At 45.9% G+C, this 15,958-nt stretch carries 16 protein-coding genes; 1 reads left to right on the top strand and 15 read right to left on the bottom strand.

Going from position 1 to position 15,958, the window contains the following annotated elements:
* Positions 1-23: 23 nt before the first annotated feature.
* The 7 genes from GWO68_RS15045 to GWO68_RS15015 form a co-directional block, all read right to left on the bottom strand.
* Positions 24-1,097: a hypothetical protein gene (locus GWO68_RS15045; protein WP_162347294.1), complete on the bottom strand. Its 1,074-nt coding sequence runs from the start codon at positions 1,095-1,097 to the stop codon at positions 24-26.
* Between the two features lie 147 nt (positions 1,098-1,244).
* Positions 1,245-2,345, bottom strand: a complete 1,101-nt coding sequence (gene lepB, locus GWO68_RS15040; protein ID WP_162347293.1) for a signal peptidase I — start codon at positions 2,343-2,345, stop codon at positions 1,245-1,247.
* Positions 2,346-2,363: 18 nt separating this feature from the next.
* Positions 2,364-3,077, bottom strand: a complete 714-nt coding sequence (dapB, locus tag GWO68_RS15035) for a 4-hydroxy-tetrahydrodipicolinate reductase (protein ID WP_162347292.1) — start codon at positions 3,075-3,077, stop codon at positions 2,364-2,366.
* Positions 3,074-3,712, bottom strand: a complete 639-nt coding sequence (locus tag GWO68_RS15030; protein WP_162347291.1) for a DUF5683 domain-containing protein — start codon at positions 3,710-3,712, stop codon at positions 3,074-3,076. The genes dapB and GWO68_RS15030 overlap by 4 nt, the downstream gene beginning before the upstream one ends.
* 10 nt (positions 3,713-3,722) lie before the next feature.
* Entirely contained in the window at positions 3,723-4,637 is a 915-nt protein-coding gene (locus GWO68_RS15025) for a ParB/RepB/Spo0J family partition protein (protein WP_162347290.1), read from the bottom strand.
* Between the two features lie 12 nt (positions 4,638-4,649).
* Positions 4,650-5,432 (bottom strand): ParA family protein, encoded by a 783-nt coding sequence (locus tag GWO68_RS15020; protein ID WP_162347289.1) that lies wholly within the window; start codon positions 5,430-5,432, stop codon positions 4,650-4,652.
* Between the two features lie 7 nt (positions 5,433-5,439).
* The gene (locus GWO68_RS15015; RefSeq protein WP_162347288.1) at positions 5,440-6,120 is read right to left on the bottom strand and encodes a metal-dependent hydrolase; all 681 of its coding nucleotides are present in this window, start codon (positions 6,118-6,120) and stop codon (positions 5,440-5,442) included.
* An 81-nt stretch (positions 6,121-6,201) separates the two neighbouring features.
* On the opposite strand from GWO68_RS15015, the gene GWO68_RS15010 reads away from it, so the two are divergent.
* Positions 6,202-7,878 carry an ABC transporter substrate-binding protein gene (locus GWO68_RS15010; RefSeq protein WP_162347287.1) on the top strand — a complete coding sequence of 559 codons (1,677 nt, stop codon included), beginning with the start codon at positions 6,202-6,204 and terminating at the stop codon, positions 7,876-7,878.
* 297 nt (positions 7,879-8,175) lie between these two features.
* On the opposite strand, the gene GWO68_RS15005 is transcribed toward GWO68_RS15010, so the two are convergent.
* From GWO68_RS15005 to GWO68_RS14970, 8 genes are all read right to left on the bottom strand, one after another.
* Positions 8,176-8,901 (bottom strand): VIT1/CCC1 transporter family protein, encoded by a 726-nt coding sequence (locus GWO68_RS15005; RefSeq protein WP_162347286.1) that lies wholly within the window; start codon positions 8,899-8,901, stop codon positions 8,176-8,178.
* A 125-nt stretch (positions 8,902-9,026) separates the two neighbouring features.
* Complete coding sequence (locus GWO68_RS15000; protein ID WP_162347285.1) at positions 9,027-9,368, bottom strand: zinc ribbon domain-containing protein YjdM; 342 nt, start codon at positions 9,366-9,368, stop codon at positions 9,027-9,029.
* A 99-nt stretch (positions 9,369-9,467) separates the two neighbouring features.
* The gene (locus GWO68_RS14995) at positions 9,468-9,833 is read right to left on the bottom strand and encodes a DUF2200 domain-containing protein (RefSeq protein ID WP_162347284.1); all 366 of its coding nucleotides are present in this window, start codon (positions 9,831-9,833) and stop codon (positions 9,468-9,470) included.
* A 94-nt stretch (positions 9,834-9,927) separates the two neighbouring features.
* Positions 9,928-10,503, bottom strand: coding sequence for an SUKH-4 family immunity protein (locus tag GWO68_RS14990; protein ID WP_162347283.1), 576 nt, complete (start codon positions 10,501-10,503; stop codon positions 9,928-9,930).
* Between the two features lie 126 nt (positions 10,504-10,629).
* On the bottom strand, positions 10,630-11,127 hold the full coding sequence (locus GWO68_RS14985; RefSeq protein WP_162347282.1) for a DUF6438 domain-containing protein: 498 nt from the start codon (positions 11,125-11,127) through the stop codon (positions 10,630-10,632).
* A gap of 121 nt (positions 11,128-11,248) precedes the next feature.
* Positions 11,249-11,833 (bottom strand): hypothetical protein, encoded by a 585-nt coding sequence (locus tag GWO68_RS14980; RefSeq protein WP_162347281.1) that lies wholly within the window; start codon positions 11,831-11,833, stop codon positions 11,249-11,251.
* Between the two features lie 112 nt (positions 11,834-11,945).
* Complete coding sequence (gene yidC / locus GWO68_RS14975; RefSeq protein ID WP_162347280.1) at positions 11,946-13,784, bottom strand: membrane protein insertase YidC; 1,839 nt, start codon at positions 13,782-13,784, stop codon at positions 11,946-11,948.
* Between the two features lie 28 nt (positions 13,785-13,812).
* Entirely contained in the window at positions 13,813-15,426 is a 1,614-nt protein-coding gene (locus GWO68_RS14970) for a CTP synthase (protein WP_162347279.1), read from the bottom strand.
* Between the last annotated feature and the right edge of the window lie 532 nt (positions 15,427-15,958).

Raw genomic sequence — 15,958 nt, 5'->3', positions numbered from 1 at the left:
TGGGTTAGTAATTGATTGATAATCTATGGTTTAACTACTTTGTTTTGGATAAACGATACGTATTTCTGCTGCTGGTAAGCGAACTTCCATTTGGGGTGAAGGTATAGTTGCGGCGCTATAGTTGGCAGCAGTTCGGGTAAGTTTTGCAGCGTTTCGCCCAGGGTGTCTGAACTATAAAACAGGGAGTTTTCCTTAAAATCCGGAATGGTGTTGAATTGGGCTATACTTAGCAAAGGCTTTTTATATGCAAAAGCAAGGTTTATAGCACCCGTAATTTTATAATTCAGGTACTGGTCAAACTTGGGCAGGCCAGGATGTACCAACGGCAGGATCACATCGCTTTGCGCCAGGTAACTATGGAAAACGTTATTTGGGATAAACTCATCAAAAAGGATAAAGTGCTCCTCCAGTCCTGCTTCACTAACCAGTTCCCGTAATTTCTTGCCCGGATTTTTATCTCTCCCCAATACTATAAACTTCGTGCCCGTGGCTGGCTTATGTTGCTGTAGTGCCTGTAACAAACCACCGTAATCGCGTCGGTTATGGTCTACCTGGCCGGGTATGCACACCCATAGTTCGCCTGGGGGCTTAGGTAAAACTACCCTATCAAAATCGGGAAAGAAGATGGGGTAAAACGATTCTATAGTTGTCGTTTTATTTCCGGACACATGCGGCAAAATATAATCATTGAGGACAAAATACTTCTTTATCCTGCGACTTATAAGGCTTTGGCTACTGCTTTTGATGAGTTTACGGCCATTATGCACAGTACCTGAAAACGTAACCTGCGACGGGAAGGGTAGGAGTGTAAGGTTACGTACCAGGTTACCCTCAGCTGTATTAAAGATGACCTGACGGATGTTATGTCTGATGATATGTTTCCTGATCCGGAACAGGTTTAGCATTGATTGCAACGAAGAGGCTCCTTCAAAATCAACATATAGGAACTGGTCTACACCGTCGAACCCCGAAACCTGCTTTTCTAAATTGGCAGTGCAGATAAGGTGCACCTGGTAGCCACTCGTTTTCAGGAAACGGACCTGAGAATAAAGGCACTCGTCATGCGAGCCTCCAAGCTCAATAAGGGCAGCGATCATATGTAGTACAGGTATATAACAGGGGCACTATAATTGAAGGTTTGAATTTAAACAATTTGCCGCAGTTTTCAGGAACTATAGTTTAGCGACAAAGGCATAAAAAAAGCCGGATGGTTCGTCCGGCTTTTAATCTATAGTTGCTTTTGCTTAGTCAATAATATTGAAGATGCGGCTCCAGCGGATCTTATTCAGGAAAGTGCCATTCGGGTCAGTCGACATCCAGATCATCACAGCTTTACCTACCACGTGGTCAGCTGGTACAAAACCCCAGTAGCGCGAGTCCATCGAGTTATGGCGGTTATCACCCATCATAAAGTAATAATCCTGCTTAAACGTGTACTGGTTTGCTTCTTTGCCATCCAGGTATAGTTTGCCGTCGCGTACTTCGGCATTTTCGTTATGTTCATAGTTCAGAATCACGGTTTCGTAAAGTGGCAGCGTTTCTGGTGTTATGGCCACAGTTGCTCCTTCTTTTGGTACGTATAATGGTCCGAAGAAATCCTGGTTCCACTTATACTTGCTAGGCACATGCGGGAATATCCCCGTATCTTCTTCGCCTTTAGCCTTTTTCTGCAGTGTTACATTTTTTACGAAGTCCAGTTTAGCCAATTCTGCTGCTTTTTCAGGAGTGGTGTTCAAATAAAAACCACCTTCCCAAGGCTGTACATCCGTTATGTCTCTCTCCAGGAAAAAGTCTGCATTAAGCACGTTCGTAGTTTCCATAAAGTAGCCATACTGTAGCTTCTCCGGGTTATTCATAGGCTTACTGTTCACAATAACCTGCATGTTACGCACTTCAATAGAGTCACCGGCTACGGCTACACAACGCTTGATATAGTTGGTGCGCAGGTCGGCAGGGTGTTGCTCTTCCGGTGGATAGTTAAATACTACCACATCGCCTTGCTTTACCTCCGAGAAGCCCGGCAAACGGTACGATTTCAGCTGGATAGCATCCGAATAAGACGGAATGTTGGTTCCCCAGATGGTTTGGTGGGTGAGTGGTACCTGCAATGGCGTTATCGGGGTACGGGGGCCATAGTGTAGCTTGCTCACAAACAGGAAATCGCCTACTAAAAGCGACTTCTCCATAGATGGCGTAGGAATGGTATAGGCCTCGAACGTAGCCCAGCGAATTAAACTGGCAGCCACAACGGCAAACAGAATGGCATCGCCCCACTCACGGGCAAAGCTTTTCTTCTTTTTGGGCTCCTTGGTAACTGGTTTTTTCTCCCAGAACTTAACTTTCATGCAGGTTAGCTATGATTTTTAGAGATTCAGCATGTCTTTCATGCCGTAAACGCCTTTTTTGCCTTTCAGCCATTCGGCGGCCATAAGCGCACCTTCTGCAAAACCAGCGCGACTATGAGCAACGTGAGACAGCTCAATTTTATCAACGTCGGAACTATAGGTTACAATATGTGTACCTACTACATCCGGCTCACGTTCCGATATAATGTTCAGTTTACCTTCCGTTTCCTGGTCAGCTACCCAGCCGCTAAGGGCCGGAAAATGAGGCAATATACCTTCGGCAGTGGTTATACCTGTACCGCTTGGCTTATCTACTTTCTGCAGGTGATGTATCTCGCGTATACCTACGCTATACTCTTTGTAAGCCTGCATTTTAGCTGCAATATACTCGTTAAAATGAAAAAACAAATTAACGCCCACGCTAAAGTTAGAAGCATAAAAGAACGCGCCATTCTGCTCGTTACAAAGCTGTTTTGCAACTTCCAACTTATCGAGCCAGCCCGTAGAGCCAACCACTACCGGTATGTTATTGTTGAGGCAGTAGGTAATGTTACCAAAAGCGGCCTCAGGGTGTGTGAACTCAATAGCAACATCCACATTATCAGAGGTATAGTTGCTTAGTGTTTCTGAATTGGTATGATCTATAGTTCCGGCAATCTGGTGCCCTTTCGTTAAAGCCATCTGCTCTATGGTTTTACCCATTTTGCCATAGCCTATCAACAGTATTCTCATTTTTGTTTGGTGTATAAGGTTAAGCTTAAACCCGGGGTATAGGCCAGCTGCGTAGGTACCTGCATAATATTAGGCTGTACTTTCAGGGCAAGGGTTTCGCTTATATCAAATTCTTTCATGTGGGCATGCACGTAAGCTTCTGCCACCTGTAACCCATAAGCTCCAATTGATAAAAGGATGGTTAGGTCACGGTTGCGACGGTAAAAATCGCGGGCACGTTTCAGGTTGTCAGCTCCATTAGGCCGTTGTTCGCCGTAAATATTGCTGTTGGCAAACTGGTCTACTGTGTTCGGGTCGCCATCCAGCCTGATGATCAGGGCTTCGCGGTAATCCTGGTAGTTATTATGATGACTGACAAGGAAATAGCCCAGTGCGAAACCCGTACCATAGACGATGGGCAGCTTCCAATAGGCTTTGTTATAGGCCTGGCCTAAACCGGGAACTATAGCCGAAAGCAGAGCTGCCTTAGCCGGCCTGTTCCATTTGCTCAGGAAAAAGCTGTTATCGTCGGCATTTACGGTGTCGGGTACCGGAACTACAACAGAATCGGGGCCAGCCGTTATGATCTGCGCCCGGGCAGGCACAGCCAAAGTAAGTATACTTAAAAAGAAAGCAATACCAACGGTTAGCCTCATTCGTGTTTTATTAGTAGTTAAGTAGTTCTAATATACGGTTCAGCTCCTCTACCGATATAAAAGGTATCTTGATCTCGCCTTTACCGTCGTTGTTAGCTTTTACCTGTATTTTAGTTCCAAACTGAGAAGACAAACGTGTCTCTACTTGCCTGATCTCGTCTTCGTACTTGTTGAACTGTAGTTTCTGCTGCGGGTCCGGCTTTTTATTTGCATTCTGTAGGTTACGTACCAGCTCTTCCACTTTGCGCACCGACAGCTCCTCAGCAACCACCTTTTTAAAGACTTCCAGCTGGTTCTCAATAGTATCGATGTTGATAAGCGCACGCGCGTGGCCCATCGAGATCACGTTGTCGCGCAGGGCAATCTGGATATCTGGTGGCAACTTTAGCAGGCGCAGGTAGTTGGTAACAGTTGTACGCTTTTTACCAACGCGGTCACCTAGTTCTTCCTGCTTCAGGCTACATTCTGAAAGTAAGCGCTGGTAGGAGAGGGCAATCTCGATGGCGTTCAGGTTTTCACGCTGAATGTTCTCGATCAGGGCCATTTCCAGCATCTGCTGGTCGTCGGCCTTGCGGATGTATGCCGGTATAGTTGTCAGGCCGGCCATTTTAGCCGCCTGGTAACGGCGCTCACCCGATATTAGCTGGTAGCTTTTCTGATCGAGCTGACGAACAGTAATAGGCTGAATGATGCCCTGTATTCTGATAGACTCCGCCAATTCTTCCAGTGCGCCCTGATCAAAGTGGGTACGCGGCTGGTATGGGTTCGTCTGGATCTGGTCTATGGCTATATCTGCGATAGTATTGACTTCATTAATGGTGTTCGAATCAATTTTACCTGTGTACTTGTTACCCTCCAGAAGAGAGCCAAGGCCTCTGCCGAGGCCGCCTGTGCGTTTAGGTACTTTATTGTTGTTATCAGACATGTAAGGGTAGGGTTATTTCTCCAGTGCCACGCTGTTTTTTTCAGCAATTTCACGGGCCAGGTTCAGGTAGCTCAGCGCACCCTTACTTTCAGCGTCATGAAGTATAGCTGGTAAACCAAAGCTTGGCGACTCACTCAACTTCACGTTTCTTGGGATGATGGTATCGAAAACCATTTGCTGGAAGTGTGTTTTTACTTCTTCCACCACCTGGTTGCTCAGGCGCAGGCGCACATCGTACATGGTTAAAAGGATACCTTCTATAGCCAGTTCAGTGTTCAGGCGCGACTGTATGATCTTGATTGTGTTCAGCAACTTACCCAAACCTTCCAAAGCAAAATACTCGCACTGAACCGGAATCACTACTGAATCAGCAGCAGTAAGGGAGTTTACCGTGATCAGACCTAGGGAAGGAGAGCAGTCAATGATGATGAAATCATACTTCTGGCGCAGCGGCTTCAGCGCCTCACGCATCTTCTCCTCACGGTTATCCAAGTTGATCATCTCTACTTCAGCACCAACCAGGTCGATGTGTGACGGGATCAGATCCAGGAATTCGATGTTAGGAGACTGCAGAATGATATCTTCCGGGTTCACGTCTTCTACCATGCACTCGTAAATGCTGGACGTGATACTGGCCGGGTCGAAGCCAAGGCCGGATGTGGCGTTAGCCTGTGGGTCAGCGTCAACCAACAGTGTTTTATATTCTAAGGCTGCCAGGCTTGCCGCCAGGTTTATGGCTGTGGTAGTTTTGCCCACACCGCCTTTTTGATTGGCAACCGCTATTATTTTTCCCATGCTATACTTATAGGTTTATAGTTTGACCTATCTCCATCAAAATTAACTCTTTACCAGCCATCTGCGCTACTTCCTTCACCTCTTCGTGGTCTATGGCAATGTATGGAAACGTGTCGTAATGCATTCCGACAAACTTATCAACCTGCACAAAATCAGCGGCGATAAGAGCATCGTGAATATCCATTGTAAAATTATCACCGATCGGTAACAGTGCAAAATCAAGGTCGAACTGCTCCGGTATCAGCTTCATATCATAAGTCAAGGCCGTGTCGCCGGCAAAGTAGAAGGCTTTATCTTCTGTTTCCACCACAAAGCCCGATGCAACACCAGCATAGGTGCCATCCGGCAAAGAGCTTGAATGCACGGCTGTTACCATCTTCACCGTTCCGAAAGGCAGAGTTACTTTACCGCCAATGTTCATGGGGTGCGTTTTCTCAATACCTTTTTCGCCGTACCAGGTCGCGATCTCGAATGTAGAAACTATAGTTGAGCCGTTGTTTTTAGCAATGCGCTCAGCATCGTGCACGTGGTCCTGGTGGCCATGCGACAACAGAATGTAATCTGCCTTAATGCTATCTACATCAATATCCTTTGCCAGTTCGTTAGGCGAAATGAACGGATCGAACAAAATGCTGTGTCCGCCGATCTTAATTAAAAAGCAAGACTGTCCGTAGTATGTTATTTCCATGATTTACTGATTAGTGCTTACTTATCTACGTTAGTTATTTTTATCTTGCACAAAGATACATTTTTTTGACCACTTTAGCGGATGCAAATCACAACAAAACGCCATTATTTATCCACCGTTTTTGCCCTGTTATCCACCGTTTTGCTCTTGTGCCAGTCTTGCACTGAAGCCGGAAAAAATGGAACGAACAAAACTGTTTTCAGGTATAATCAGCCCGAAGCTTTGTCGTCTTTAGACCCGGCATTTGCCCGTAACCAGGCCAACATCTGGGCCACCACACAATTGTACAACGGGCTGGTAGAACTGGACCAGGAACTGAAAATAGGCCCAAGTATAGCCAAAAGCTGGGAAGTGTCGGAAGATGGCAAAACCTATACTTTTATACTTCGGGATGATGTGTATTTCCACGATCACGAGGTTTTTAAAGGTGGCAAAGGCCGCAAAGTAACGGCACAGGATGTGGCTTATAGTTTCAAACGCATTATAGACCCGGCTACGGCCAGCACCGGCGCCTGGATATTCAACGACAAGGTACTTACTGATAAAACCGGTGCCATTTCCGACACGGCTTTCCTGGCGGTAAACGATTCTACTTTCAAGATCTACCTGAACGAGCCTTTCATCGCTTTCCTGGAAATTCTGACGATGCCTTATGCATTTATAGTACCGCAGGAGGCTGTAGCAAAGTATGGTAAAGACTTCCGGGCAAATCCGGTAGGTACAGGGCCTTTTGTGTTTAAACAGTGGGACGAGGGCAACGCGATTATCATGCACAAAAACCCGAAATACTGGAAGAAGGATGAAAAAGGAGTGCAATTGCCCTACTTAGATGCCGTGCAGATCTCTTTCATCACCGACCGGAAATCTGAGTTCCTGACCTTTATGCAGGGTAAACTGGATTTCCTTTCGGGTGTTAGAGAAGGCTCAAGAGATTTGATCCTGAACAACGACGGTACGGTGCAGGATGATTTTAAAGGCAAGTTTACTGTCCGCAAAGAACCATATCTTAACACAGAATACATTGGCTTCCAGCTTGACCCTAAAAACCTGAAAGACCCGAACCTGGCAGTACAGGACAAACGTGTGCGACAGGCCCTGAACTACGCCATTAACAAAAAGGAAATGATCGCTTATTTCCGCAATAACATTGGCATCCCGGGCCACTCGGGAATGGTGCCGCCATCGCTGCCATCGTTCAGCGAAGACAAAGTGCCAGGCTATAGTTATAACCCTAAAAAAGCAAAAGAACTGTTGACTGCCGCTGGCTATGGTTTGCAGAAGCCTTTGAAAATACTCCTGGGCACCGTAGCCGAGCACAAAGAGCTGGCCGAATACATGCAGAAAAAATGGGCTGAAATAGGGGTGCAGGTAGAGATAGATATAAACCAGGGACCGGCGCACCAGGAAATGGTAGACAATGGTCGATCAGAATTCTGGATGAAATCGTGGCTGGGCGATTACCCGGATGCTGAAAACTACCTGGCGCTGTTTTATAGCAAGAATTTCTCACCTGCCGGGCCAAACAAAACGCATTTTGTAAACAAGGAATTCGATAAACTATACGAGCAGGCCAAACTGGAACGCGACGTTAAAAAGCGCTGGGAACTATACCAGGCCATGGACAGGATAGTGGTAGAAGAATGCCCGGTTATCGTTTTATACTATGACGAAGTGTTGCGCCTGACCCAGAACAATATCAAAGGCCTGGAACCAAACCCCATGAACATGCTGAAACTGGAGCGGGTAAGGAAAGATTAATGGTTGATTGTTAATTGTTGATTGTGTGCCTTGCCCTCGCTCGCGTCCCGCGAGTGTGTGGAATCCACGGCCTCTGGCCACTTAAACTATAGTTTATAGTTAAGACATTACTGTTATCATAGAGTGACTATAGTTGCTCGGCAACGTGGCGGGACGCCACATGTAGCGCACACTCGCAGGATGCGAGCGAGGGCAGTAAGTATTAACCCTAACTCTTTAACTATAACCTCTTTAATTCCTTAACTCTATAACTGTATCAACTTTCTAACCTTCTAACTTCCAAACTTTCTAACTTACTTAACTCCCAGTTATCCAACTTTCCAGCACGTCGCCCACAAGGTAGGAGACACCGGCGGCCAAGGCACCAAGCGCCAGGGTTTCCAGAACGCCACGCCAGCGGTTTACGCCGGTTACATAGCTTTTCATGAAGCCAATGATAGAGAAGCCGGAGAAGGTAAGGATGCAGGCCCATAGAAAAACGTCGCCCGGAAAGCCGACCAGGTAATCCCAGACATATACGGTAAGGGGAATAATGCCAATGAGCAGGAACGAGGTATAGGTGACAACCCCAATAGCGATAGGTGATTTGGAATCCTGTATAAGTTGCAGTTCATTGGCCATCATGTCGTCGGCCCAGCGGTCTTTGTCTTTAGTGATAACGGCTACAATCTGTTCCAGCAAGGGGCCTTCAAAGCCTTTTGCCCGGTATGCTTCACGAACTTCCTGCCGCTCAACTTCCGGAAAATGCTCTATTTCGTAGTATTCGGTGCGCTTGTGCTTATCGTAACTATCGCGCTCTGATTTTGCTGAAAGATAAGCCCCCACCGACATGGAAAAGCCATCGGCAAGCAGGTTCGCAAAACCAAGTATAATGATGACTGAGCTATCTAAATTGGCCCCAACGGCACCGGCCACCACTGCAAACGTAGTAACGCAGCCATCAATACCGCCATATACAAACTGGGCCAGGTACTCCTGAAACTTAAAGAACAGGTTATGAGCGGTATCTTCGTTGTGGGCCATAGTTTGAAGGTACGTAAATAACCTATAGTTTGCTATAAAACAGAAACGCTGAACAAACTATAGTTCAGCGTTAGGTTTCTGTAAAAACAGATGCGTTTGTTGCGAATATTTAATTGTTAAATGGCTTAAGCTTTGCGCACAAATTCAGACTTCAGACCCATCGAGCCAAAGCCATCAATTTTACAGTCGATGTTATGGTCTCCGTCTGTCAGGCGTATATTTTTTACTTTCGTACCGGCTTTTATAGGTTTTGGAGCGCCTTTTACGGGCAGGTCTTTAATAACCACAACCGTATCACCATCCTGAAGCTCGTTACCGTTCGCATCTATCACTTTCAAGCCGGTTTCTTCTACTGCTTCATTCGGGTTCCACTCATTTCCGCATTCCGGGCAAGTATAGGTTTCGTCGCCTGAAGCGTAACCGTAAGGCGAGTTACACTGCGGGCATTGTTTCATTTCATCTGACATGGTATTGTTTATGTTGTTGGTTTGTGTTGTTCAAGGTAATTCGTAAAGAAAACTGCTTACTTTTACCAGGGATGATATATTCTCTAATTGCCAGAAAGCCTACGAACTCCGCAGGATCTTTTCCATTTTTCTACCCTTCGCTAACTCGTCCACCAGTTTGTCCAGGTACCTGACCTGCTGCGTTAAGGTGTCTTCAATTTCCTCTACGCGGTACCCACAAATTACTCCGGTAATAAGGTGCGCATTGGGATTTAGGGTAGCCTGTTGAAAGAACGCCTCAAAGGTCGCATTTTCCTTGATCAATTGCTGTATTTTGTCTTTACTGAAGCCGGTTAACCACGTTATAACCTGATCTAGTTCTTCTTCAGTTCTGCCTTTCTTCTCTACTTTAGCAAGATACAAAGGATAAACCGAAGCCAAGGTCATTCTGGCAATTCGCTGGTTGTGGGTGGTGGAGGTTTTCATGCTAGTATTTTGGTGGTTATTTAACGGATTAGGACAGGCTGCGAACGAGGCGTAGCCGAGTGTGGAGCCTGTGCCTTGTTAGCACCTGTAATACTTATTTTTGATTCTGGTAGTATTCTCTATTCCCTAATAATTGAGCAAGCTCCTGCGCCCAAAAAGTATTAGTTTTAAGCGCTTTATTGTCTACTGATTCCATAGCCTTCTTCAATTCTTCGTACTGGCTATCTGTGAAGTCTGCGTCAAGATAGGCGTCCTCGCCATTTTCTCTAATGACTTCTTCGACAAATCTTTTGTATATAGTTAGAAACTGAAATAACTCACTAACTGAAGAGTTCATGAATGTTGGTTCAAAGTCTTCTTCATGATTCAAAGTAACCACTTGGCATTCGTTCATAAGGTCTAAACAAATAGGGTCACCAGCACCATCAGAACCTATACTTAAAAAGTACCTATGTCTATCTTCTCGGGTCTCGAAGATGTTGGAGATGCTACCTAATTCCCTTTCTGAGTCATCAGCAAATGATAAGAATGGAGCGGCTGATGTCGGTAGTCCGACAATTGCTAGAAAGTCTGCTGTTTCTTCATTCAACCCTTTGCTGGAGATATCATGCACATCAAACTTGTACAGTTCTTCAGACTTCCAGTTTTTTATCAACTCTTTATAATCCATTACTTATATGTGCCAACTATAGTATAAACGAGAACTTACGCTTATCTGCAATATAACTATAGTTGTAACTTAACCTTTATTCCTGTTGCGGGCAAGTTAAAGAAATTATAGGATAGAAAACTATAGTTACCGGGCCGGCGTGGCCACATACTTCCAGATCAGCTGATGCAACTTGTCGTTAAAGTTAACCAGCTTTTCCGGGCCGCCTTCTTCGTGTTTGATGTGCTTTACTTCTTTGCCGGCTTCATAAAAGTATAAATGCGTGGCAGGCATGTCGCTCCAGTTGGTTTTATAGAGATCATCCAGGGTTCTATAGTTCAGGTTGGCAATATCTTTGGTCAGGTCTGTCAGCTCTTTTTCTGATAATCGGAAGGTAAGGGTGTCGGTAACGGGTACATGCTCCCAGGGGATAAACCGTAAGTTACCGTCGGTGTAAATCAACGCTTCGTAGGAGGGGCAGATACCAAAGCAGGGCGTTTTCTGGAATAGCAGGAGAGGAGCGGGGTTGCTTTGGCTATCTATAGTTTGTGATGCCGCATTTTTACAACCTACCATACTTATACCTGCCATAACTATAGTTACGGTAATTAGTTGTTTTGTTATGTTAAGTATGCGTTGCTTCATTAGTAAAAATGTTTTCCATCTACTGTAGGTAGTTTCATATTAGAGACGCAACTTACTGTGTCTGTACAAACTGTTGCATCAGGAAAGTAAGAAAGTTTTCCACTCCTCAGATTTTAAAATATTAGTCCAGCTTTTTAAGTTTGCCATTTACCAGTTCGTAGGTCTGGGGTTTGCAATTCTGGCATTCTTTATAGTTTATAGTTGAGTCGGGAGGGTTAAGTGTAAAGATGCGGCTATTCGGGCTATACTTTGCGCCGGCGCTGCCTTGTATCTTCTCTACAATCTTTCCACTTTCGCGGTCAACTATAAAATGCTGCTGGCAGGCCGTACCGCACCCAACGGTAACTACGGTATACTTCCCCGCAAAATTCACACCTTTGGCTAAACCTTCGCGCAGGGCAGTTCTAAACGTGCGGGCATCGGTATGGCTGGTTTCATCTAAAGGGGCCAGGCGGCCACGAAACATGCTACCAATGGCATAGTCACCGCTTTTCTCATACTCTTCGGTGGTAATGCGGTAGCGCTCGTACAGGGCCTCATTTTCTTCGTTGCGCATGGCCAGGTTTGCTGTGTCGCGGGCCAGCTGTTTTTCTAGTTTAGGGTGTGTGCTGCCTAAGTCTTTATCCTCGTTGGTGTTGGAGTTACAGGCAAAAACTATAGTTGCAAATAGCAGCAAAAGCAGGTAGTTCAGGTTCGGTTTCATCATGGTTTTTTGTTACACTCCTACATACGAAGCCGCCACAACTATAGCCAACAAAAAAGCCTGTCTATAGAAACAGACAGGCTTTTAAAGTATAATTTATCGTTGTAACGCAGGCTTATTTCTTCAGGCCTTTGTTCTTTTTCTGTTGCTCTTTTTCAGCGGCGGCACGCATGGCTTCCTGCATACGCTCGGTAAACGATGGGCCAGCTGTTTTCTTTTTGTCTTTGCGCTTCTCTTTGTTCTCTTCCAGTTTAGCACGCACTTTGCCTTCATCCACAAATCGGCGGATAATAGCCTGCTGGCCAAATGTTACCATGTTAGATACAAAGTAGTAGAACGACAGACCTGCCGGGAACGAGTTAAGCACAAACATGAAAATAAGCGGCATCAGGTAACTATAGAACTTCATGGCACCCTGCATCTGGGCGTTCATCTGGTTGTTAGACCAGGTATAAAGTATAGTTGAGGCCGTCATCAGCAATGTAAACATACTTACGTGGTCGCCATAGAACGGAATTGTAAACGGCAGTTTTGCAAACACATCGTACGTCGAAAGGTCGGTAGCCCACAGGAATGGCTCCTGGCGCAGTTCTATCGAGTTCGGGAAGAAGTTGAACATCGCAAACAGGATCGGGATCTGCAACAGCATTGGTATACAGCCACTCAGCGGGTTTACGCCCATCTCGTTATAGAGCTTCATGGTCTCCATCTGCGTTTTCTGCATGTCGCCACCGTTCTGCTCTTTTATGGCATCAATTTCCGGCTTCAACACCTTCATCTTAGCCATAGAGTAAAACGACTTGTAAGTAAGCGGGAACAGGATGGTTTTAATATACAGCACCAGCAAAATAATGATGATACCATAGCTGCCGATGTAGTTCTCCAGGAAGTCGAATGCCGGGATGATGATCCACTTGTTTACATAAGAGAAAATACCCCAACCCAGGTCCAGGTTCTTATCGAAGTCGTAGCCAACTTTGTTCAGGATCTTATAGTCGTTCGGGCCGAAATAGTAAGTAAAACTAGCTTTGCCGTTCAGTACATCCTGTGTCGGGATAAGTGCCTGCGTAGCCAGCGTTTTCACTACTGACGAATCTGCCAGATTGGTATCTGCCTCCAGTTTAGCGCTGGCAAAGCTGTTATCCGCTATGATACCGGCCGTAAAGAAGTTCTGCTTGTTCGCGATCCATTTTACTGGTTCCTCCAGGGCCAGTTCTTCTTTCTCTTCTGAGATAGACATTTTATCAAAACCATCTTCTACGGTAGCGTAGTTTATAGTTGTTTTGGCACGGTTCTGCTTAATGTCGCGCTCTAGCTGCTTAATGTGGTCAGTCCAGGTAAAAGTAAGGTTGTTACCGCTTAGCTGGCCCTGCAAGCCTTTCACATCCAGTTTATACCCTAGCTCAAATTTCTCATCATACAACGTATAGATCTGGTCAATGTACTGGCCGTTTCCTACGTTGGCACGAAACGTAATAACCTGCGTGCTTACCTCTTTATCCGTTCCTTTTGTGATTGCCGAAGGAGTGAAGTATAGATCAGAAAACTTAATGGTTTTGCCATCGTTCGTCGTGAAAGCTACATCCGTCTGGCTGCTTCCCTTATCGAAAAGTATAAGCGGCTCGCCCTGGTAGGTTTTATAGTTCTTCAGCAATACTTCCTCAACCTGTCCGCCTTTGGTGTTAAATGTAATGCGGATGTTGGCATTTTCTAAGGTTGTTGTGCTGGCTGTGCCGGTTGCTGCCGTGGCAAAAGAGCCCATGTTAGCAGCCTTTTGTGCCTGTGCCAGCGAATCGTCTGCAACTGCAGGGGTGTTTTGCAGTTGCTCTACTTTGGCTACCTGCTCTGTTGCCTGTTTGGTAGCCGCTTTTTCATCCGTTCCTGCAAAAAAGAACGAGTATGCCAGCAGCAGGAGGGCAATCAGTCCGAAGCCAATAGCTTGATTTCTATCCATTTAAAAAGTGTGTAAAGTGTTATTGGTGTTATTTGGTTTGTGTATAGTTCATGGCCGCTTTCACAAATTTAGTAAATAACGGGTGTGGATTAAGCACAGTGCTCTTTAATTCCGGGTGATATTGCGCTGCTACAAACCATGGGTGGTTTTGCAGTTCAATTATTTCCACTAGTCCAGTCTCCGGATTTTTACCGGTTGCCATCATGCCGGCCTCTTCAAAGGCCTGCAGGTAGTCGTTGTTAAACTCATAACGGTGGCGATGGCGCTCTGTAATTTTTGACTTACCGTATATGGAATACGCTTTTGAGCCTTTCTTAAGTTCACAGGCGTAAGAGCCAAGACGCATCGTGCCGCCTTTTTGTGTAATTTCTTTCTGGCCTTCCATCAAATCGATGATCGGGTGCGGCGTTTCGGGGTTCATTTCGGTGGAGTTAGCTTCAGCAAGGCCCAGCACGTTACGGGCAAACTCTACCGTAGCACACTGCATGCCCAGGCAAATCCCGAAGAATGGTATCTTATTTTCGCGGGCAAAACGGATGGCTTCCAGTTTACCTTTAAAACCACGCTCACCAAACCCAGGCGCAACCAGTATACCATCCAGGCCTCCAAGGCTAGCTGCCACGTTCTCATCATTCAAGGTTTCAGACTGGAACCACTTCAGGTTTACTTTGCACTCGTTAGCAGCGCCGGCATGTATAAACGACTCAACTATAGATTTATAAGCATCCGGGAGCTCAACGTACTTACCCACTAGGCCTATTTTAACCTCAGAAGTCGGGTTTTTCAGTCGGCCCAAAAACTCTTTCCAGGTTTCCAGTTCCGGTTCGCCTTTCTGTGCAAGCTTCAGTTTGCTGATCACGCGCTCGTCCAGCTTCTCCTTACGCATCAGCAATGGCACATCGTAGATCGTTTCCGCATCAATCGATTCAATAACCGAATTCTGCTTTACGTTACAGAATAATGCTATTTTTTTGCGAAGATCAGCTGGAATAGGGTATTCTGAGCGGCAAACCAATATATCAGGCTGCACACCAGCTTCCGAAAGGTCGCGTACCGAGTGCTGGGTTGGTTTGGTTTTAAGTTCGCCGGCAGCTTTCAGATAAGGTACCAGGGTCAGGTGAATAACGCAGGTTTCGTTCACGCCCAGTTCCCAGCGCAGCTGGCGAACGGCTTCAATAAACGGCAACGACTCAATATCGCCCACACATCCACCAATCTCCGTAATCACGATATCGTATTCGCCAGACTGGCCCAACAGCAACATGCGGCGCTTAATTTCGTCGGTAATGTGTGGTACTACCTGCACTGTTTTACCCAGATACGCCCCTTCCCGCTCCTGCATGATCACATTATAGTAGATGCGGCCGGTAGTTACGTTATTTGCCTGCGAGGTAGGTACATTCAGGAAACGCTCATAATGACCCAGGTCCAGGTCGGTTTCAGCGCCATCTTCAGTTACATAGCATTCGCCGTGCTCGTACGGGTTCAGGGTACCCGGATCGATGTTAATATAAGGGTCGAATTTTTGGATGGTTACAGAGAACCCTCTTGCCTGCAGCAACTTAGCGAGTGAAGCGGAAATGATGCCTTTACCAAGCGAGGATGTTACACCACCGGTAACGAAGATATATTTAGTAGCCATAAGTTAGGTTAAGTCTTATGGACTGCAAAGGTACAGGTTTTATTTGATTATCCGGTAACCGGCAAAGTATAGTTATGAATTTTGATTGTTTGTTGGCTGTATCAGGATTTGTAGGATTATTTCGGATTAAAGACCTAGCAGTGTGCTCAGCTCCTGCTAGTGTCTGACTTCTATAATTAAAGCCTATACATCCTCGAACTAAGCTATCCTTTCAAATTTCTTTTAATCCTGGGAGCTTTACTAGCCTATCGTTTTATAGCTGGCTTTGGTGCCCTCACGGCCGGGAGGCCCCGTCTTCGGGTTGAGCGCTGCGCGAATCTCTTTTGCTCCTAACGTCGCAATGGCTGCGCCACCAGATATTCACAAGGCGCTCAACCCGAAGACTGATACGGTTCGATAGCTATGCTATAGTTTTTTGAGAAGCTATAGTTGTATAGCTTGATAGTGGTTGTAATTCCGTAGGGACAGGTCGCGACCTGTCCGATCTTGGGCTGTAACTATAGGACTATAACTCCAACTATAGCCATAACGC

The organism is Pontibacter fetidus (assembly GCF_010119545.1).
Classification (GTDB): domain Bacteria; phylum Bacteroidota; class Bacteroidia; order Cytophagales; family Hymenobacteraceae; genus Pontibacter; species Pontibacter fetidus.
Note: the sequence above shows the minus strand (reverse complement) of the source record. Positions and strands in the feature narration are given on the sequence as shown.